The organism is Companilactobacillus paralimentarius (genome assembly GCF_963227125.1).
GTDB classification, from domain to species: domain Bacteria; phylum Bacillota; class Bacilli; order Lactobacillales; family Lactobacillaceae; genus Companilactobacillus; species Companilactobacillus paralimentarius.
The window spans coordinates 2,485,015-2,506,742 of record NZ_OY724131.1 but is presented as its reverse complement, the minus strand read 5'-3'; the positions used below and the strand labels follow the sequence as shown (position 1 = coordinate 2,506,742).

Genomic DNA, 21,728 nt, shown 5'->3' with positions numbered 1-21,728 from the left:
TAAAAATCCCATCAATTCAAACTGCGAATTGATGGGATTAATTTCATCTTAAAAATGATTTTATCCCTTTAAAAAAGATACTATGCAGCTTGTTTTTCTTTTTCTTCTTTACGTTTTAGCCAGATACCCTTGAAAATTATTATGAAGGAAACGTTTAAAACTAAGCCAATAGCTACACATAAGTAGAACCAATACCATGGTGATTCAAGACCAAGCAATGGATCAAAGATACCAATACCAGGAGCCGTACGTTCTACGTTTAAAAGAATTGTAATAGCGCCAGTTATACCACCAGCTAGTGTATTTGCCGTAATCATTGGAAGTGGTGCAGCTAGAGCATATGGAATTGCTGGTTCTGTAGCAACGGTACTACCAACAATGAAAGCACTCCAACTAGCAGCACGTTCCTGCTTGGTGAATAGATTTGGTTTGATCCAAGTGGCAATAGCGGCAGCCATAGGTGGTAGTAAAGTTACAACACCAACAATACCGTACCAGTTGAAAACATGTGAACTTAGAAGTGAAAAACTAAAGAACCAAGCAGTCTTGTTGATTGGACCACCCATATCGAAGGCCAACATAGCACCTACAATGAATCCACCGACAATCTTCATTGAAGTAGGGATATTTTGTAGGAATGACAATAGAACTGACATTAACCAAGCCATTGCAGGTCCCAATAGATAGTAGGTTAATAAGCCGAATATTAATAGCGTAACAAATGGAATAATCATGAATGGTAAGATGGATTGGAAATTCTTACCCAATTTGATTTTCTTGAAGTATTTAACAAAATAACCAATAGATAAACCAATAACAATAGCACCTAAGAATCCAGCACCTGATTTTGTACCAAGCAAATCAGAATCATTTGCTAAGAAAGTTACAAGGAAAGCAGGAGCAAATGCTGGCTTATCTGAAATGGCGTAGGCAATGTAAGCACCCATAATTGGAATCATGAATTGGAAGCCTAAATTACCAATGCTAGTGATGACCCAAGCAATTGATGGTGCTGTGCCTTTAGCTAACGGTGTATTTGGCATTCCAAATTGAACCATCAGACTACCAATGGCAATAAGAAGACCACCACCGATAACAAAAGGCAATGCTGCTGATACGCCGGCCATAAGGTAACTCATGATACCTTCAGTAACCACTTCTTGGTCTGCACCTAATTTAACTTTAGAAGATGTCATTACATGTGAATTACCTTCCAAGTCATCAAATAATGTATCGATATGTTTTAGAGCTTCTGAAACAGGTAGTTCTACTACTTTTTTTTGATCGAATCTAGCCTTATCTGAATCAGTAAGTCCCTTTCCGATTGCTAAAATTACATAATCAGCTTCAGAAATTTGTTTGGGTGTTAATTCATTTTCGACACCACTTGCACCTTGAGTCTCAACGTGTACTTCATACCCAAGCGACTTAGCTTTTTCTTCAATTGCTTCTGCAACCATGTATGTGTGAGCAATACCAGCTGGACAATTAGTTACGGCAACGATTTTAGTCATAATTTAATCCCCCTTACGATTTTAATTTTCTAGGACATTGTTAATAGCTGTGAAAACTTCTTCTTTAGTACCGTTTTTTAAAATTGATACGAAATCTTTATGTACAAGTTGACGACTTAATTTAGCTAATAATTTTAGATGTGTATCACCTTGGTCGTTAGGGACCAATAAACTAATAAAAGTATTAACTGGTTTACCATCTAAAGAATTCCATTCAATATCTGAGTTACTTTTACCAAATAAGATGGCGGTAGTTTTTACGTTGTTTGTACGTGCATGGGGAATAGCAACACCGTTACCAAATCCAGTTGTAGATTCCTTTTCTCTTTCTAGATAATCTTGAACCAAAGTATCTTCATCTGAAACGATATCTTGATTCTTTGCAAGAGTTGCAAGTGAAGAAAGTATTTCCTTTTGGGTATTACCATTTAAATTCATATTTATGTGATCAACATTAAACATAGTCATTTTTTGACTCCTCTCATCTTTGATTTCAAATAGAGTATATTTGAAAACGATTACAGTATTAATGATCAATTTGTCACATAAGGGTGACAAAAGCCCACATTCTTGAATTCAAGAATGTGGGCTTCTTTAGAAAATATGAATAGTTAATTAAAAGGATCTTGCATTTGAGTAACGTAAATAGTCATACGTTCTGAGTAACTGGATTTATTGAACAAACGGTGGATCTCACCATTCAAAAGACTCAAATTATCCGTTATAACGCCATCAGAACCTAAGAAAATCATTCGATCCATTGATTCTTCATCGTTTGCCGTCCAAGCGTAAACTTTCTTGTTTTGCAAATGAGCGCCTTCAATGAATCTAGAATTCAAAGTTGTATATTCCATCGTGAAGGCATTAGCTTTTGTGATGGGAATTCCAGCCAAATTGAATGACAAGATGTAACTGGCTTTAACTTTAGGCATGTATTCTTTACTTTGCTCGATATATTTATAACTAAGTGAGTGTACCATGTCTTTATCTTGATATAGGCGTGTACCGTATTTTTGAGCAAAATGTTTAACAAAATTATTACTGTTGCCAGGAACTGATTTGAATTCAACTAGTAATTTCTGATTCAATTTTTCTGAAGCAGCAAGATAGTCATCAAAACTGGCAATATAAGCAGTTTTACCATTTTCATGAATCTTAGTTGAAGTTAATTCGTCCAGAGTCATTTGACTAGGTTTTTTATTGATTCCAGCTAGATTGCTTAAAGTATTATCGTGATAGACGACAAATTGATGATCTTTGGTTTCTTGAATATCCATTTCAATATAATCTGGTTTTTCTTTTGAGGTAGCTTGCATTGCAGAAACAGTATTTTGAATGCCATTACCATCATCAACACCACGATGTGAAATTGTGACGGGTGGTTCCAATAACCAATTGTTAAAGTAAGTAACATTATAAGTTACAAAACTGATAACAACGACCACGGCCATAATACCCCAGAACCATTTATGACCACGATGTTCTCTTTTTGGATAGAAGTAATGAGTATGTGTATGACTCAACATAATTAGAACAGCGATTCCAGAAGCGTAAATACTGATGAAGATATTAATGAATTGAATCAGTGTCATGTTGATGACAGCCATGGTAAAGTCAATTTTTCCAAGGAAGGCTGCTTGATCAATTAACCATTGAAGCATAATTACGATACCAATCAAAACAGTTGCCATAATTGATACAACAGCGATTAACACAAGAAAAATTCCTAAGTAGTGGAGAGTTTTACCACGTGTCATTTCCCAACTACGATTGAGCGCCAACTTAATAGGTTTGTTTTCAAAAATCATAAGTGGTAAGACAAAGAGCCAACGAAGTCCGATGTAGAGGACAATCAGATAGATAGCTCCCAATAAAATTGCTAAAGGAAGGTGTTCTTGTAGTAGCCAATCCAAAATGAATTGTGGAATCTTGACTTTATTCAATAAGGTAGAAGAAATGCCTAAGCTGCCAAAAGGTGTGATGATTAAAAAGTAAAGTAGGAAGAAACCGAAAGCTTTAAAAGGTAAACCTAAAACGTTTTTAGAAACACGTTTCAAATAGTCCCACCAACTCAGACTAGCTTTAGATTTGATGGCTTGAAAACTGATTAAGAGTAAAGTAAATTGCGTAAAAACTAGCAATAGTATTAATAAAAGAATAACGATTAAGCCAATGACTACCAGTGGTTTCTTGGTAATGAGGTAGGGCACATTGGTGTAAGAAAGGTATTTAACATTCCCTAAAGAAGTTATTCCGTTAGCTAAGTAGTTAAGAACTGGTACTAAAACGTAAGTGATCATTAATTGAATCAAGATGATGATTTGACTGTACTTCCAGAAGTAGCGCCAAAAATTGCTATTTTGTTTCCGAAATTCGGAAAATATCCCCATATTATTTTTCCCCCGAAGAATTGTTGTATACCTCGTTATTATATAATTATTAATATTAATTAATGCTCTTTTGTTAAAAATATTTATCCAAATTATTATGAAGAGGTTATTACAGAAAATGAAATTAGGAAAATTGGGAACGCTAGAATTTACGAACCAGTCAAGTGTTTTTGACGCCAAAAGGGATCTTAGAATTCTCTTTATGGTAAATGGAAATGGAACAATATCATCCAATAATCAGATTTTGAAATATGTAAAAGATGATCTATTTGTGATAAGTAGTGGAAAATCAGCTTCATATCGAGGAGACGGTTATCTTGCTATTTTAAGTATTAGAAGCGATGTTCTTAAGTTTTTTAAAGTAAGTGAATCTTCAATAATATGTTCTTCTCAACAAAGAGACAATGTTGCTTACCAGGCTTTTAGCGACATAATTATGAAATTGATAAATATGTGTCTAGATAATAATTTTTCTAGAACAGATTTCTATGTCATACAAATTATTAATTTGTTAGAAAAAAACTTTTCAGTTAACCTTTCTGATCAAAATTTAAATCTGGTAGAAATGGTTCATGATTTTATTGATAGTAATTATTTTGAGCCTTTGACTCTAGTGGATATTGCTCAAAAATTAAATTTTAGTCCACAATATGTATCTATGTCATTTAAAAAGAGCACCGGGAATAACGTTATGACGTATTTGAATGAGGTTCGACTCAGAGCCTGTACACATGAATTAAAGACGACAAAAAAGTCCATTGTTGATATAGCATTGGACAATGGCTTTTCTACAGTAGTCACTTTCAATAGAAATTTTAAAAAGAAATTTGATCTAACTCCTACTGAATATAGAAAAAATAACAGCAATAGGAAACGGACGGATGATTTAAAACAACAAGAAATAATCAAGCAGTTACTTGATGACAGAAAAGCAGATGGTCTCAACGATCTTTATGTTGATGTTAAACCAAACAGAGATCGAATGGTTAAAAAGTTTTGGAATGATTGTTATAGATTTTCCGAAAATGAACATGGTAGTAACTTTGAGAAGGAATTTTCTAAAATTAATACAGACTTTGTTAGATATACGATTTATGAATCATCTGTTAGGTTAACTGAAACGGCTTTAATTTCTATTGAAAAGGAATTAGATTACATACTCAGACAGGGTCTTAAACCAATATTTAATTTTGAGATAGTAAGGAATAATTTAACTAATGAAGAATATATGCAGATAATACTTGGAAATATCCAACTGATATTGAAACATTTTGCCAATATTGTAAGTATTAGGAATATTTTTGATTGGAAAATTCAATTTACTATAAAGGATGATTTTGATTTATTAAAGTTGCGTGATTTTTTGCTGAAAGTAGAGAAAATTCAGTCGCTATATAAAAACTTTGAAAAGATAATTATTGCTAGTGAATATAAAAGATTAAGTAATGTTGCCCAAATAAATTTGGATGTTGATTATTCTTTGATTGTTGTTACATCTTTAAATCACAATTTTACAGGACAATCCGATGTTTTGATGAAGACATTAATTAGAATGATAAAAAGCTTGAAAAATAATATAGGAAATAAAAAATTGTATATTGAAGATCTACAATTAATTTCAAGTAATAATAAACTACTGAATGATACAGAATATTTTTCGTGCGCATATGTTTACTTTGTATTGCAGACATGGTCATTACTAGATGGAATAGAAATACCAAAGCTAGAAGATAATGGATTTGGTGAAAATAATTCTTTTTTGAATGGGCAAAGAGGACTGTTTTCAACAGAAGGAATTTCTAAGCCGATATATGGTTCAATATCATTCTTGGATAAATCTGGTAGATATTATATTCACCATGATGAGCATAATATTGTGACTTTTGATGGATTCAACGATTTTTCAATTATTTGTCAGGGATATAATCGGGTTTCATATGATAACTACGATTTAACATATCAAAATTATCAAGGAATATTTAAGCATTTCCAAACTAAAAAAATGCATTTTGATTTTTCAAATATAAAAAATGGTACCTATAGAATAAAAATAAGAAGAATTAATGGAACAGATGGCAATTTAGTACATGCTTGGAGCAATTTGAATTATTTGGAAAATCTTTCTACATCTGAATTAAAGTATCTCGAATATTCTTCTCAGCCAAAACTTAATATGAAGGATGTTTCTGTTACCGATAATAAATTTAATTTGACGGTTGATGTTTCCTCAAATGAAGTAGTATATGTGCACTTTATTTATCGATATTAAAATATAATCATCATATTTTAAGTATAAAAAAGTACAATTCCTTAAACTGATGATGATATTAAAATTTGTAAAACTTATCTTCCTTAGAAGATGAGATAAAACCGCTTACATTTCCTAAAATGTATTTGTTGATTAAGAAATGTAGGAGGTAACGGTCAATATGGATTTCGAAGAAACGGCACAACAGATAATTAGAAATGTTGGCGGGAGAAAAAATATTGCTGAATTAACTCATTGTTATACACGTTTGAGATTTTCTTTAAACGATAATAAATTGGCTAATTCAGAGGCTATCGAGAAAATCGATGGAGTAATGCAGGTTGTAGAAAAGGGTGGGCAATATCAAGTAGTCATAGGTCCAGATGTTGCCAGTGTCTATAAAGTAATTGTTGATAATAAAATGATTGATCAACAAGGTTCATCAGAAGATGAAGAACCTAAAAAAAATGATGAAGAGAAACATGGGATTAAATATTATTTTGATCAGGTACTTGATGTATTGATTAGCTGTTTTACACCAATTATTCCAGTAATTGCTGGTTCTGGTATGGTAAAAGTATTGAATGCTATTTTAGTTAGTACAAATGTTTTAACATCAAATTCACCTACATATGTTGTACTGAATGCCATTGGTGATGGTATTTATTATTTCCTACCATTCTTTGTAGCAATTACAGCTTCTAAAAGATTAAAGGCAGATACATTTATTTCTATGACGATTGCAGCCATTATGATGTATCCAAAATTGATGGCAATAGCAGCTAAGGGCAATGGGGTTACTTCTTTTATGAATATTCCTATGCAATTAATGGACTATAGTGGACAGGCTTTACCTATTATTTTTATTGTTATTCTTGTTAAGTATGTTGATAAATTTGCAGATAAGGTAACTCCAAATTTAGTAAAAACTTTTTTAAGACCTATGATCACATTACTTATAAGCGCTCCTATTTCATTGTGGGTCTTTGGTCCAGCAGCATCATATTTGAGTGGAATGTTTAATAGTTTCGTTCAATTGATGAATCAATTTGGATGGTTAGCAGTTGGTTTGAATGCTGTTTTATTCCCATTCTTAGTTTTAACGGGAACTCACAATGCACTAATTCCTTTAATGATTCAAATGTTTGCTACACAAGGATTCGATGCTGTTTTGATTCCTTCAGGGTTGGCAGCTAATATTGCTGAATCCGGTGCAGCGGCAGCTGTTAGTGTAAAAACTAAAGATACTTCAATGAAGAGTACAGCTTTAGGTGCAAGTATTTCAGCTTTGTTTGGTATTACTGAACCAGCACTTTATGGTGTCAATTTGAAATTAAAACGTCCATTTATTGGTATGTTGGGTGGATCTCTTGTAGGTGGTATTGTTGGAGGAATTATTCATCTAAAAGCAATTGCTTTTGTATCTCCAAGCATCCTTTCATTACCAATTTTTATCGGTAGAGGAAGTAATTTAATTACTGCTATTATTACTGTCTTAGTTTCCTTTGCCGCATCATTTGTATTCGTATACTTGCTAGGATTTAAAGATCAGATGAAAAATTCAGATAGTAAAAAGACTATTAAACAACCTATTACTAAAGATTTTAAATTAAAAATGAGACAACCAGTTAAGGGAGCCATGATTAAATTATCAGATGTAAAGGATGATGTGTTTTCTGCTGGAACTTTAGGGAAAGGATTTGCAGTTAATCCGTCTGACAATATAATTATTTCTCCAGTTGATGGTACAGTTGAAACAGTTTTTCCTACAAAGCACGCAATAGGATTAAATACTTCTGATGGATTGGAAGTGTTAGTTCATATGGGAATTGACACAGTTAATTTAAAAGGAAAATATTTTGAAACCTTTGTCAAAAATAATCAGAGAATTAAAGTGGGCGATAAAATTGCTACTATGGACATAAATAAAATAAAAAATTCTGGTTATGATCCAACTGTTATTGTTGTAGTTACAAATACAAATCAATATAAATCTGTGAATGAAAAAGTTGAAAACAATAGTAGCGAGGTAATGTTTAATTTTGAGTAATAAAAATGTATTTCCAGAAGATTTTCTTTGGGGTGCTAGTTCCGCTGCAAATCAGATTGAGGGCGCATGGAATAAAAATGGCAAAGGCCAAAGTGTTATGGACGCTTTAGGACGTAATAAGAATGATTTAACAAAAGATGTTAGGGAAAAAACAGTTGGTATTGATTCTAATTATTATTATGGTTCACATGAAGCTATAGATTTTTATGATAATTATAAAGATGATATTGATATGTTTGCTGAGCAAGGTTTGAAAGCTTATAGAATGTCTATCGCTTGGACACGTATTTTTCCTAATGGAAATGATACTTGTTCTAATGAAGAAGGTCTTCTATTCTATGATAATGTTATAAATTATTTAATTGAAAAAGGTATTGAGCCCATTGTTACTATCTCTCATTATGAAGGTCCATTGGCCTTAGCAGGGGAATTCGGCGGTTGGTCTAATAGAAAAATGATTAAGTTCTATTTGAAATATGCCAAAACTCTCTTTGAACATTTTAATAACAGAGTTAAGTATTGGATCACATTTAATGAGATAAATTGTATGCAAGTGCCCTTTGGTATTATGACTGCCGGGAATATTTCATTAGATATCAATGATAAAAAAAATACACCAAGTTTAAGATACCAATGCTTACATAACCAATTAGTAGCCAGTGCCTTAGCAGTTAATTTAGCACATGGAATTAATTCAGAGAATAAAGTGGGATGTATGATTGCATCTATATACACATATCCTTTGACACCCAACCCCAAAGATGTAAGAGCCAATCAGTTAAATCTACAGATGAAGAACATGTTCTGTAGTGATGTACAAGTTAGAGGTAAGTATCCGGGTTACGCTTTGAGGTTCTTTAAAGATAATAATATTAATTTTGATGTAGAGTCCGGAGACAAGGATATTTTAAGAAATGGCACAGTAGATTTCTATTCATGCAGTTACTACATGACTAACTGTGTTTCAGATAATCATGCAGGAGAAAAGGTATCTGCAAATCTTGTTGCGGGAGAAAAAAATCCTTATTTGACAGCCTCACAATGGGGTTGGCAAATTGACTCAGTAGGATTGAGGGTATTTTTGAATGATATTTATGATCGTTATCAAATACCAGTAATTATTGTTGAAAATGGATTGGGAGCACAAGATAGAATTGAAAATAATCAAATACATGATGAATATCGTATAGATTATTTAAAAGAACATGTAAAGCAAATACGAGAAGCAATGAAAGATGGAGTAGAAGTATTTGGGTATTGTCCTTGGAGTGCTCTGGATTTGATAGCATTATCAACAGGAAATATTGATAAACGTTATGGTTTTATATATGTCGATGTTGATAGTTTTGGCAATGGAAGTTATAAAAGAATAAAGAAAGATAGTTATTATTGGTATCAGAATGTTATTAAAACATCGGGTGAAGAATTAGACGATTATAGTATTTCTGAAAATAAAATAGCAAATTTCAATGTTTGATTTATTCGAAAATTTCAATAACAAGTTAGCCACTTGGACAAAATAAATTGAATCCAAGTGATATCAGTATTTGAAGTTTATAAATATGTCTTTAAGCGCCACAGGAACTAGCAAAGAGTTCTTGTGGCGTTTTATAGTTCAATAACTTTCTAGGCATATTGTTGAGCTTAAATTCTATGTCTCTTATTACTTTTGGGCTGACTGTATCCAGTGACAGCCCTTTGGGCAAGTCACGACGTATCATTCGATTATGTACTTCATTTGTTCCACGTTCACAAGATGTATATGGGTGTGTGAAGTAAACATCCGCAACGCCAGCCATATCAGATGATAGATTAGAGAACTCAGGGCCATTGTCTGCAGTGATTGAATTGATAAGATCACCATAGTTCTTTATGATCTCTTTCATAGCATAATCTACAGAGTCGGCATCTCTACCGTCAATAAGTCTCATTATTTCAAAGCGTGTCTTACGCTCTATGAGCGTTAAGACGACACTCTCATGGCCATTTCTTTTGCCCACAATCGTGTCTATCTCAAAGTCCCCAAAGGATTCTCTGCTATCAACACTTTTAGGGCGTTTCTCAATACTACGACCAAGTAGACGCTTATGCTTTTTTGAAGTATGTTGCTTAGTCGGTCTAGTTGACTTTTCTACCAGATCAATATTCCGGATTTCAAGTCGTTGTTCATCAATATATTTGTAAAGTGTAGTAGTACAAACCATTTCATCTACTAAGAATAATTCTTCGTTCTTAGCTCGTCCAACGGCCGTATCAGGTGACCATCCATTATCTATGAACTGGCTTACAAAGAAGCCTAAAAAGGCTGTGACTTGGTCGAATTTAGAAGGACGATGGCAAAGCTTACGGTTCTTTACATACTTTTGATGTGCAGTGTCAGGAAAGTAGCAATTCAAGTGTTGAACTTTACCATTAACTTTCTTGATCTGCTCAACAGTACCTCTGTTAATTTCATTATTAATAGTCTGAGGTGAAACGCCGATAGCTTTAGCTATCTGGCGATTCGAGTAGCCAATTGAATGAAAGGAAGCAATCTTTCCACGTTCAATTTCAGTTAAATGATGTCCTTTAGGACGATTTATGATATTCTGCTCTAGCACCAAGACGAAAAACCTCTTTCATTGTTTGTGTGAGAACTCCAATGATACCTGATTTTTACGTCTTGGTGTTTTTATTTTGTCATTTTTCTAAAGTGGCTAACTTGATTATAAAATTCGCCTGTTTGATTTATTGCTATATAATATTCGATAAATATTATATAGAGGAGTAAATTTATGCAAATGGGATTATACGATCAACCGTTTGAAGCCATCAAATCAGGCGAAAAAACGATTGAAGTCAGGTTGAATGATGAGAAGCGTTCACAATTACAGGTTAATGATTTTATAGATTTTACAAATCTGACGACAGCTGAAACTTTAAAGGTCAAAGTATTAGGCTTAGAAAAATTTGCAACGTTTAAAGAACTTTTTGCCAAATATTCCGGTTCGATTATTGGTGCACCTGAGAATGAATCAATTGAAGAGTTGGATCAAGAGAATCAGGAGATATATTCACGTGAACGTGAGCAAAAGTATGGTGCTTTAGCTATTAAAATCGAAAAAATCACGAATTCATAATAAAAATGAATTCGTGATTTTTATTTGTTTAGCATAAAGGAAACGGGATTAGTTTGGTTTTGATCGTAAAAAATAAACTTATCAGGTCGGTGATGAGAAACGGTATATTCAAACATAGTTCCGTCATTCGTGAATGAATAGTTTGTCACAATCGGAACGGCGTTATAACCATTCAAATTCAAATATTTTTTATCCTGATCAGTCGCTATACCAAAGGTTAAAATACGCTTGGTAGTAGCAATTGGTTCATTTAGAACGTCATTTAAATATTTGTAGATTGAATCTTGGGCAATACCGATAGTCAAATCTTTAACGACTTTACTCATGAAATAGTTCTTCTCAATGATGTAATTATCATCACCGATAGAACGAAGCCGTTTAATGTAATAGACGGGTGTACCAACAGGAAAAGTACTTTCTAAAGCCATTTTCTTGTTGATTTCAATTTCATCGAATAAAAGGACGCTAGTTCTGAATTTAATTTTATTACGATCGGCCATTTGACTAAACGAATGGCTGCCCTTTTTTATTAAATTGTTTTCTAAATTAGCGTTATAAAGAACTATAACGCCTTTCCCACGAATACTTTGAACGTAACCGTCGGCACCTAATTTTTTAATAGCTCGACGAAGAGTATTTCGGGAACAGTTGTATTCAAGAATCAAATTGGTTTCTGAAGGTATTTTTTCTTGGTACTTGTATTCTTCATTCTTAATTCGCTTTTTCAAGTCTTCATAAATCACATCGTATTTATTGTTTGCGATAATATCACCCCTCCAGAAATCATTTATATCTACAATTATTACTGTTTTGATTTAATTTTACAAATGCAATTCGCTAGCAAAATAGAGAAAGGCACTAGCGGTCCATGAGAATGATTTATCTCGTAGGCCGACACCGGTCTTAGCATCAAAGTTTTCAGCAAAACCATATGTTTTCACAGTTTTACAGAAACTATCGGCAATTTTTTGAGCTAATTCTATTTCACCAGCATCTTTTAATGCTTCATACATTATCACGGATGAAGGGCCCCAAATAGGACCACGCCAATAAGCGTCGTCTTGATAAAACGGACTATCAAGAGCTTCAGTTGCGATACCAAAACTAGTAATGAAATGTTGTTTGATATCTTCAGTGATGGCATCGACTTGTTGATGATTTAATTCCTTACATGCAATTAGCGAAATGAGAGGTAAGAGTGCATGGGACTCTATTTTTTTACCTGTGAACATTTCTCTAGCAAAAGGCAGGTTATTATTCTTATCGAAAAAGTAACTTTTAAATTTAACAGTTAGAATGGCCTTTTTCTTGGACCAATATTCTATCTGTTCTGGTAGATTAAGTTGTTTGGATAGTTTAATCAAATAATTCATAGCGAAGATCAAATAGGCTGAAAGGTCAGGTGAATCAACAACGGTATTTTGAGTGAAAACAGTGCTGTTATCTTGTCCGCTATCGTTACCATGGTCGTATTCGCAGATACCATCCTCGTTGGAATCCTTATATTTCAAATAGAAGTCAACTTGTTTACTGATCCAGTAATGAATTTCAAATAATTGTGTATCTGTAAATTTCATCTTTTGAGCCATTTTAGCAAAAATGTAAGCGTGAATTGGTGGTTTAGAAAAATTCCATCTAATTGTCGAATCGCTGACTGATCCTGGTAACTGACCGAATTTATCCTGATGTTGAAAAATAACCTTCATCTGATTCCAAGCTAGTTGGTTGTCTACTCCGGCCAAAGCCAGAGCCATAAAACAGTGATCCCAACTCCAAATTCCAGGAAATTTATTGTTGGAAGCATAGATAGAAGTAAATTTTAAATTACCTTCAGGAAAAACTGTGGCAGACCAGAGGGTATAAATTGCATCTAGTTGAATATTTTTATAACTTGATTGAACAAGCTGAAATTGTCGAGCAAAATCATGAAAATTTTGTTCGGCAATTTTTTCGATTAAAGAGAAATCAAGTTTATCATTGTCAGGCTTTTGCATATTAGTTGGTATATCTTGAATAACGGCAATAGTAGACGAATTGTCTTCTTGAGGGAATATGTCAATAAACGAACTATTATTAGCTGTTTTATTGCTTCCAGTGGCATCCACAGTCAGTGATTGGGATAGATGGGAAGGGCAATTAGTAGTGTAAACCAAATATTTAGTGAGATTCTTGTAGCTGTTGACTATGTAGTAGGGAGACTCTTTTTTACCTAGTTGGAAATTGTATTCAAAATTGAACTTAGGATGTGATGCGAAGCGGACTCCTAAGCGGTCAGTGCTGTAAAAAACAATTTTTTGAGCAGTATTAAAACATATTTTGACTTTACCAAAATCGGAGATTAGCTCTAATAAAGTGTAGTTTTCTACTACCTTGAAGGGAACGGGATTACCATTGTGGGTAACTAAGATTTCAATACTATCCATATTTCCTTTAGATTTACCGTGTAGAGATTGAAGCCATAATTTATCATCATGTTTGAAAATGGACATGTATGAACCGTAATAACTAAAGGGTACTGAATTAATATTCATCATATTTATCACCAACTAAATTAATCATATTTTTATTCTAATGCCTATGAATAGGCACTTGTTAAAACATATATATTATATCTTGATAAACTAGTTTAAACAAGTTATACTTGCTTTGTTCTTTGGAAATATATAAATAATTTTAGGGGAGATGATCTTATGGCTGATATGAAAGGTGATGTTACCAAAATCATCGAATTGATCGGTGGCAAAGATAATATCGAATCAGCAACTCACTGTATTACCAGATTAAGACTCATTCTTAAAGATCAATCGAAAGTTAATGATAAAGAATTAGAAAAAGTTGATATTGTTCAGGGAACTTTTTTAGCAGGCGGACAATTTCAAATCGTCATCGGACCAAGTGTTCCGAAAGTTTATGATGAATTTATTAAACAAACAGGAGCACAAGAAGCATCAGTAGAGTCTGTTAAACAAGAAGGACGTAATAAACAAGGTGCTTTGCAACGGTTAGTAAGATTACTGGGTGATATATTTATTCCTATCATTCCGGCTATTGTTGCCGCAGGTTTATTGATGGGTATCAATAATGTTTTGAGTAATAAAGGAATCTTTTATCCAAATGCGTCATTCATTCAAATGCATACAGAATGGAAGGGTGTTAATGATATTATTCAACTGATTGCACAAACTTCATTTTCATTCTTGCCTGCATTGATTGGGTGGTCAGCCGTTAAAAAATTTGGTGGAAATCCATTATTGGGTATCGTATTAGGCCTAATCTTGGTTAACCCCGCTTTAACAAGTGCCTATGATTATGCTTCACATCCAGCCGCTACTCCAACATGGAATTTGTTTGGTTGGCACGTCTCCCAAGTCGGTTATCAAGGGCAAGTTATTCCAGTGTTGGTAGCCGCGTGGGTATTGGTTAAACTGGAGAAATACTTTGAGAAACATCTTCCTGATACATTACAACTAATCTTAGTAGCACCTTTAACACTCTTAATTACCGGATTTGCTTCATTCCTAGTTATTGGACCTGTTACTATGACTGGTGCTAACTGGATTACTAAAGGCGTTGTTTCAATCTTTAATGCTGTTCCTGTTCTCGGTGGTGCGTTGTATGGCTTCATTTGTGCACCATTGGTTATTACTGGGATGCACCATCTATTTTTGGGTGTCAATTTACAAATGGCCGGAACACTTGGTTATGTAACGCTTTGGCCAGTTGGAGAACCAGTTACAATGGCTCAAGGTGCCGCTTGTCTAGCAATGGCATATATTTTTAGAAAAGATGCCAAGAAGAAAAACGTCGCTTGGTCTAGTGGTTTATCTTCATTCTTAGGTATTACAGAACCAGCCATTTATGGTGTTAACTTGAAAAATAGATATCCTTTCGTTGCCGTTATGTTATCGGGTGCCTTTGGTGGTGCTTGGATGGGATTCTGGCAAGTACGTTCATCAAGCGTCGGTGTTGGTGGCGTTTTAAGCTTTTTAAGTGTCTTTCCTAAACAGTGGGGTTTTTACCTTGCTGGTGAAGTCATGACATTCATTCTGACCATCGTTTTAACATTTACTCTTTCTAGAACTAAATTGAATGCGGATAGAAATATTGGCAATGATGAAGTGGCTCATGATTTAACAGCCTTTGCTACTGGAAAAACTGAAGCCATTGAAAATGTTCCCGATGAAATGTTTTCTAAGAAACAATTAGGTGATGGTATCGCCATTAATCCTACAAGTGATAAATTAGTTGCTCCAGCTAATGGTCAAGTTACAGTTGTTATGCAAGGCAGTAATCATGCCGTTGGTTTAACTTTGAATGATGGAACTGAAGTTTTACTCCATATTGGGGTTGATACCGTTGATATGAAAGGTGACGGCTTCAAACCATTAGTTGAAGTTAATGATCACGTTAAAGCCGGACAGACCCTGATTAAGTTTGATAGTAAAAAAATCAAGGCTGCCGGACACAGTAATATTGTAATTATGGCAATTACTAAACAAGGCGACGATATTAAGTCGATTACTTACATGAAACCAAATCAAGAAGTCATAGCTGGTAAGAGTGTTGTGGGTGACATTGATTATCTAGCTGATGCGGCGAAAACTGCTTTGGCTTAAACTACCGTTCTCTGTATTCTTCAATTCTTATTCCAGACTAAAAAAGATGTTCATATCAACCAGATTTAATTGGTTAATGTGAACATCTTTTTTCTATGCTTCTAGATTATTTTGTATTATCAAGAAAATCAATGAAGAGTTTTTCGTAAATATCAATAAAGTTAAGGTACATTTGTTTGTCAACGTGTTCGTTGATTTGATGAGGTGTATCGTTACCAGGTCCAGCAATCAAAAATGGTAGATCACTAGGCTTTTTTTGAACCAAGTTGGAGGCGTCGGTAACAGCTGAAATTGGTGTGACGTGAACTTCTTCATTGGTATATTGCTCCATTAATTTCTTCATAGGAGCAACAAGTGCATTCTTAGGATCCATTAAAACAGGAAACTCGTTCATGTAGGCATCAAAACTGATTTTTGCACCTTGATCGTTATATTTCTTAACCAAATCATTTAAAACGTCAATGACCTTTTGATTATCATATTCAGGAATTGTTCGTGCATTGATCTCAGCCTCAGCGTGGTCAGGAATGGAATTAACCTGTGTACCACCATTGATCAAAGTTGTATTGAAAATTAATGGACCGATTGAATCGTGTTTAATATTTTCGTCACGGAAAATTTTATTAGCATCAATTAAAAGATTCATTAGGGGATCAATCGCATTGAATCCTTTTTCAGGCATAGAACTGTGGCTAGCCTTACCCTTGGAAGTAAATTTGATATCCATCGAACCTTTTTCAGCGTAACCGATATTGTAACCAGAAGGTTCACCAATAACTAAACCATCAACATCATCCATTGAACCATCTTTGAGAAAATATCCTGATCCTTCTTCACCGACTTCTTCACCCATAGTAGCCATTAAGCGAATGGTACCCTTTTGGGGAAGTCCTTGATGATGCAATTCAATCATAGTAATGATTAGGGCGGCTAAACCAGATTTCATATCTGTAGCACCACGACCGTAGAGCTGACCATCTTTTTCAGTTAGTTGGTAGGGATCGCTATTCCAATCGTCAAGATTACCAGCAGCAACAACATCCATATGTCCTGAAATGCCTAAGATAGGTTTACCATGTCCGATTTCAGCGACTAAGTTAGCACGGTTGCCACGAATAATTTTGATTTCTGATTCGATATCGTATTTAGCCAATAAGTCTTTAAGATAAGAAGCAACCTTTAATTCGTTGTCGTTATCCGATTTAATTGCGACTAAATCCTTTAAAACGTCTAAACTTTGTTCCTCAGTAAAGAATTTCATGCTATTTCCCTCCAAATTGTAATTTGCTCAATAATTTTGATATATATTTTCAATATCTTAATTATTTATTGTAACTATAAGCTCATGGTAACAGATGTTTGTGTTGAAAGTTTGAAGAAAAGCCTCAATAATGGGATTTTAAAAATAAATAATTAATTTTAAATTAAATTATTTAATTTATAGTGTTGAGGAGACGGATTCTAAGTTTAAATTACGTAAATTCAATAATATTGGGTGCGAAAGGATTCAAATAGACCGCTTTTTTCTCTAATTTTTTCAAAAGGGATATCTGGTAAGATGCTAGTTGAAAGAGGTGTAGTCGATGATTCAGCCTAAAATTGTAGAAGATTATTTAGAAAAAGGATCTTTTTTTGATATTTATGAAGAGGAAGACTTTTACTTAACCAATCGATTGTTAAAGGGAGAGTTTCTAGAAGATCAGGAAATCAGACATCCTATGATTGAAAAAACAATTTTTGATCATATGACTTTTAGTAATTGCCAGTTTGAAAAAATTGAATTAACTGATGTGATTTTTAAGGGATGCGATCTATCTAATTGCACACTAGATGAGGCTAGTTTGTATCGAGTTGAGTTTCGTAATTGTAAATTAGTTGGAACCAATCTTGATCAGTCGTATTTAAATAATGTTGAATTCAATAATTGTTTGATGGATATGTCGGTTCTTAATCGAATGAATCTGAAAAATGTCAATTTTATTAATACCAGCTTAAAAGATGTTAGTTTTAATGAAAATAAATTGAAGAAGACTATTTTTGATAATTGTGAACTGAATAAAATGAATCTATTGGGAACTGAACTTAAAGGGATTGATTTTAGCAGTTGTCGCTTTGAATCGATTGATATTGATGAATTTTCGGCTAAAGGACTTAAAGTTAATAGTGATCAAGCCAATTTTTTTGCCCGCTATTTTTTAGGATTAGTGATTAAATATTGAAAAAAATTATTATCTATCCTAGAATCGATAAAAGTAACCACTACAACGCTATATATCTAATATAGGAATATTTTATTGAACAAATCCAATCATTTGAGCTGGCAATCATTTTGATTAATGTAACGACGATTTGTGAATAGGCTCAAATGATGATTTCTCAAAATTCGAAATAAGACTACCATATGTTGTACTAATGTGCTATATATCACAACATCTGGTATTTAGTAGTCTTATTTTTTTTGTTATAATTTTGTAAAATGATATCAGTATTTAATAACTAGGGGGAAGAATATGATTACCAAATTGCAAAAATTAGTTTCCATTCCTGTAGAAAAAAGAAGTGGGACAGTGACTAATTTTTATCCCTATAAAATAGAATTTGTTTTGGATCAACTCCAATTGAATTCTCAACAAAAAGATATAGTGATTTCTGAATTAGTCTCTCGCTTTGCTGATTTGAAACTTTTAACAACTACTCAAATTCATGGGCTTATTTTTCGTGTTTTGAATGATAATGACATGGAAGAACAAGCAGAGACGTATGAACGTTATTTTCAAGCGGATCAAGATAAATTTTCACGTGCAACCAATGTTCAATTAAATATTGAGCGTTTATTTAATCGTAATGAGGATGTTGTACATGAGAATGCTAACAAGGATAGTAATATTTTCAATACACAACGTGATCTGGAAGCTGGTGTTGCCAGTCGTGCTATGGGATTAAAAATGTTGCCAGAGTTGGTTGCCAAAGCACATTTACGTGGTGATATTCATTGGCATGATTTGGATTATTCACCAGTTACGCCAGAAACTAATTGCTGTTTGATCGATTTTGATGAAATGCTGAGTAATGGTTTTAAAATTGGAAATGCCTGGGTATCTTCACCACGTTCTATTCAAACTGCAACTGCACAAATGTCTCAAATTATCGCGAATGTAGCCTCACTTCAATACGGTGGATGTTCGGCTAATCGTATTGATCAATTGTTGGCACCGTATGCGGAGATAAATTATCAAAAGCATCTCAAAGATGCGCGTAAATGGATTGCAGAAGATAAGCAAGTTGAATTTGCTCAAGAAAAGACGCGTAAGGATATTTATGATGCTATGCAAGCCTTGGAGTACGAAATCAATACTCTTTATTCATCTCAAGGGCAAACGCCTTTTACGACGATTAATTTTGGTTTGGGAACAAGTTGGATCGAACGTGCTATTCAAAAATCAATTTTGGAAATCAGAATTAAGGGACTAGGTAAGGAACATCGGACAGCCATTTTTCCTAAGTTAACTTTTACTATTAAACGTGGTTTGAATTTGAACCCTGGTGATCCTAATTACGATATCAAAACTTTAGCACTCGAATGTTCAACTAAACGGATGTATCCTGATTTGTTGATGTATGACAAGATCAAAGAAATTACAGGTAGTTTTAAAACTCCAATGGGATGCCGTTCTTTCTTACAAGGTTGGAAGGATGAAAATGGCAAAGAAGTTAATTCAGGTAGAATGAATCTCGGCGTTGTAACGGTTAATTTACCTAGAATTGCTTTAGAATCTCAAGGTAATTCCGATTTATTTTGGGAAATATTTGAGGAAAAAATGCAGATTTGTCATACTGCCCTAGCTTATCGTATCGAACGTACTAAGCAAGCTAAACCAGAGAATGCACCACTATTGTATATGTATGGTGCCTTTGGTAAACGTCTAAAGAAAACTGATAGTATTGATGAGTTATTCAAGAACGAACGTGCAACGGTATCTTTAGGCTATATTGGTTTATATGAGGTATGTACGGCCTTTTTCGGCGATAAGTGGGAGAACAATCAAGCAGCACATGACTTTGCAGAGAAAATTGTTAAAGCCTTACATGATAAATGTTCACAGTGGGCTAAAGAAAGTGGTTATCATTATAGCCTTTATTCCACGCCGGCAGAATCGTTGACTGATACATTTTGTCGCGATGATTTGGAAAAATTTGGGTCTATTCCTAACATAACGGAGAAAGAATATTACACTAATAGTTTCCATTATGATGTACGCAAGCACCCTAATCCATTTGAGAAATTAACTTTTGAAGAAGTCTTTCCTAAATATGCATCGGGTGGATTTATTCATTACTGTGAGTACCCTAATTTACGTCAAAATCCTAAGGCATTAGAAGCAGTCTGGGATTGGGCTTATGATCACGTTGGCTATCTGGGAACCAATACTTCGATTGATCAGTGTTTCAAGTGTGGTTTCAAAGGTGAATTCAATGCTACTGCCCGTGGTTTTGTTTGTCCGGAGTGTGGCAATCATGATCCACAATTTTGCGATGTTGTTAAGAGAACTTGTGGATATTTAGGCAATCCTCAACAACGTCCAATGATTCACGGCCGCCACGTTGAAATAGCTTCACGTAGAAAGAATATGACTTCGGAGATGATAAAACATGCAGCAAAATATGAGAGAGCCAAACAATCCGACTCCCAAAGAATGGTTAAGCAAGGACCACAGTCTTAAGAGAATTGCTGATTATAAGCCATTTAATTTTGTTGACGGTGAAGGCGTCAGATGTAGTTTATACGTTTCAGGATGCATGTTCAGATGTCCCGGTTGTTACAACGTAGCTGCACAAGATTTTCGATATGGAAAACCGTACACAAAAGAATTAGAAGATAAAATCATTGCAGATCTTGGACAAAGTTATGTACAAGGATTGACTCTATTAGGTGGAGAACCATTTTTGAACACAGAAGTCTGTCTTTCATTGTGCAAACGAATTCGAAAAGAATATGGACATACCAAAGATATCTGGTCATGGACAGGATATTCATGGGATGAAATGATGAAAGAATCAGACGATAAGCTAGAATTACTATCATTACTAGATATCTTAGTAGATGGTAGATTCTTGTTGAGAAAAAAAGATCTGACCCTACAATTCAGAGGATCATCTAATCAGAGAATTATAGATGTACCCAAATCATTAGCTAGTGGAAAAGTAGTTATTTGGGATAAACTCGTAAAGTAGAGAACAAGACAAAGGAATTGTTTTGTGAAGCTATGATAATGAAGAAACACAACAATCTAACAAGGTTGTTGTGTTTTTTATTAAGTCTTCTAGTTGACAAGTGTAAACTTTGAGAATAATATAATGTGTGTAGTTTACAAGCGTAAACATCAATTGAGGAATTTGAGGAGAGATATTTATGACAAAGGTGATCGTACTAATCGTTGGTTTAGCAATTATAGGATTTATTCTTTGGTGGTTCTTCGGCAATCATCAGGTAGATCAAACAACTGCTAATGTAAAAGATAACAACCAGAGTGTTGATGTTGAAGTTAATGGTGGGTACTCACCTGAAGTCGTTACTCTGAAAAAAGGAGTCCCCGCTACAATTAATTTCACCAGAAAAGATGCTTCCAGTTGTTTGGATCGTGTTGTCTTTTCAGACTTTGGTATTAATCAAGAATTACCACAAAATGAACAAAGAACGGTTGAAATTGATACTAGCAAGTCTGGTGAATTCAATTGGGCTTGTGGTATGGATATGTTTCACGGCAAAGTAATCATTAAATAAAGAGGAGAA

At 34.0% G+C, this 21,728-nt stretch carries 16 protein-coding genes; 9 read left to right on the top strand and 7 right to left on the bottom strand.

Annotated features, from left to right (window positions below):
• Window positions 1-80: 80 nt before the first annotated feature.
• The 3 genes from ACI6PB_RS12330 to ACI6PB_RS12320 form a co-directional block, all read right to left on the bottom strand.
• Entirely contained in the window at window positions 81-1,514 is a 1,434-nt protein-coding gene (locus ACI6PB_RS12330; protein WP_404327508.1) for a PTS fructose-like transporter subunit IIBC, read from the bottom strand.
• Between the two features lie 21 nt (window positions 1,515-1,535).
• The gene (locus ACI6PB_RS12325; protein ID WP_404327507.1) at window positions 1,536-1,982 is read right to left on the bottom strand and encodes a PTS fructose transporter subunit IIA; all 447 of its coding nucleotides are present in this window, start codon (window positions 1,980-1,982) and stop codon (window positions 1,536-1,538) included.
• Window positions 1,983-2,125: 143 nt separating this feature from the next.
• A complete protein-coding gene (locus ACI6PB_RS12320) occupies window positions 2,126-3,904 on the bottom strand; it encodes a glycerophosphoryl diester phosphodiesterase membrane domain-containing protein (RefSeq protein WP_404327506.1) in 1,779 nt (592 codons plus the stop codon).
• 118 nt (window positions 3,905-4,022) lie between these two features.
• Here ACI6PB_RS12320 and ACI6PB_RS12315 point away from each other — a divergent pair, with 118 nt between their 5' ends.
• The 3 genes from ACI6PB_RS12315 to ACI6PB_RS12305 all read left to right on the top strand — a co-directional run bounded on the left by ACI6PB_RS12315 (window position 4,023) and on the right by ACI6PB_RS12305 (window position 9,679).
• Complete coding sequence (locus ACI6PB_RS12315) at window positions 4,023-6,173, top strand: helix-turn-helix domain-containing protein (RefSeq protein ID WP_404327505.1); 2,151 nt, start codon at window positions 4,023-4,025, stop codon at window positions 6,171-6,173.
• Between the two features lie 160 nt (window positions 6,174-6,333).
• Window positions 6,334-8,202 carry a beta-glucoside-specific PTS transporter subunit IIABC gene (locus ACI6PB_RS12310; protein ID WP_404327504.1) on the top strand — a complete coding sequence of 623 codons (1,869 nt, stop codon included), beginning with the start codon at window positions 6,334-6,336 and terminating at the stop codon, window positions 8,200-8,202.
• Entirely contained in the window at window positions 8,192-9,679 is a 1,488-nt protein-coding gene (locus ACI6PB_RS12305; protein ID WP_404327981.1) for a glycoside hydrolase family 1 protein, read from the top strand. Before ACI6PB_RS12310 ends, ACI6PB_RS12305 begins: the two co-directional genes overlap by 11 nt.
• Before the next feature lie 91 nt (window positions 9,680-9,770).
• Here the strand turns inward: ACI6PB_RS12305 and ACI6PB_RS12300 are convergent, their stop codons facing one another.
• Window positions 9,771-10,805 (bottom strand): IS30 family transposase, encoded by a 1,035-nt coding sequence (locus tag ACI6PB_RS12300; RefSeq protein WP_059075255.1) that lies wholly within the window; start codon window positions 10,803-10,805, stop codon window positions 9,771-9,773.
• A gap of 171 nt (window positions 10,806-10,976) precedes the next feature.
• Between ACI6PB_RS12300 and ACI6PB_RS12295 the strand changes: the two genes are divergently transcribed.
• Entirely contained in the window at window positions 10,977-11,321 is a 345-nt protein-coding gene (locus ACI6PB_RS12295; protein WP_404327503.1) for an ASCH domain-containing protein, read from the top strand.
• A 20-nt stretch (window positions 11,322-11,341) separates the two neighbouring features.
• On the opposite strand, the gene ACI6PB_RS12290 is transcribed toward ACI6PB_RS12295, so the two are convergent.
• Both ACI6PB_RS12290 and ACI6PB_RS12285 read right to left on the bottom strand, forming a co-directional pair.
• Window positions 11,342-12,064 carry a UTRA domain-containing protein gene (locus ACI6PB_RS12290; protein ID WP_404327502.1) on the bottom strand — a complete coding sequence of 241 codons (723 nt, stop codon included), beginning with the start codon at window positions 12,062-12,064 and terminating at the stop codon, window positions 11,342-11,344.
• A 78-nt stretch (window positions 12,065-12,142) separates the two neighbouring features.
• Window positions 12,143-13,855, bottom strand: coding sequence for an amylo-alpha-1,6-glucosidase (locus ACI6PB_RS12285; RefSeq protein ID WP_404327501.1), 1,713 nt, complete (start codon window positions 13,853-13,855; stop codon window positions 12,143-12,145).
• Window positions 13,856-14,011: 156 nt separating this feature from the next.
• Here ACI6PB_RS12285 and ACI6PB_RS12280 point away from each other — a divergent pair, with 156 nt between their 5' ends.
• A complete protein-coding gene (locus tag ACI6PB_RS12280; protein WP_404327499.1) occupies window positions 14,012-15,937 on the top strand; it encodes a glucose PTS transporter subunit IIA in 1,926 nt (641 codons plus the stop codon).
• Window positions 15,938-16,043: 106 nt separating this feature from the next.
• Here ACI6PB_RS12280 and ACI6PB_RS12275 read toward each other — a convergent pair whose 3' ends face one another.
• The gene (locus tag ACI6PB_RS12275; RefSeq protein ID WP_404327498.1) at window positions 16,044-17,198 is read right to left on the bottom strand and encodes an ArgE/DapE family deacylase; all 1,155 of its coding nucleotides are present in this window, start codon (window positions 17,196-17,198) and stop codon (window positions 16,044-16,046) included.
• Between the two features lie 322 nt (window positions 17,199-17,520).
• Between ACI6PB_RS12275 and ACI6PB_RS12270 the strand changes: the two genes are divergently transcribed.
• The 4 genes from ACI6PB_RS12270 (at window position 17,521) to ACI6PB_RS12255 (ending at window position 21,719) form a co-directional block, all read left to right on the top strand.
• The gene (locus tag ACI6PB_RS12270; RefSeq protein WP_025085841.1) at window positions 17,521-18,156 is read left to right on the top strand and encodes a pentapeptide repeat-containing protein; all 636 of its coding nucleotides are present in this window, start codon (window positions 17,521-17,523) and stop codon (window positions 18,154-18,156) included.
• A gap of 291 nt (window positions 18,157-18,447) precedes the next feature.
• Window positions 18,448-20,658 carry an anaerobic ribonucleoside-triphosphate reductase gene (nrdD, locus tag ACI6PB_RS12265; RefSeq protein WP_056955884.1) on the top strand — a complete coding sequence of 737 codons (2,211 nt, stop codon included), beginning with the start codon at window positions 18,448-18,450 and terminating at the stop codon, window positions 20,656-20,658.
• On the top strand, window positions 20,588-21,169 hold the full coding sequence (gene nrdG / locus ACI6PB_RS12260) for an anaerobic ribonucleoside-triphosphate reductase activating protein (RefSeq protein WP_025085840.1): 582 nt from the start codon (window positions 20,588-20,590) through the stop codon (window positions 21,167-21,169). The genes nrdD and nrdG overlap by 71 nt, the downstream gene beginning before the upstream one ends.
• A gap of 178 nt (window positions 21,170-21,347) precedes the next feature.
• Complete coding sequence (locus ACI6PB_RS12255) at window positions 21,348-21,719, top strand: cupredoxin domain-containing protein (protein ID WP_025085839.1); 372 nt, start codon at window positions 21,348-21,350, stop codon at window positions 21,717-21,719.
• Window positions 21,720-21,728 lie beyond the last annotated feature (9 nt).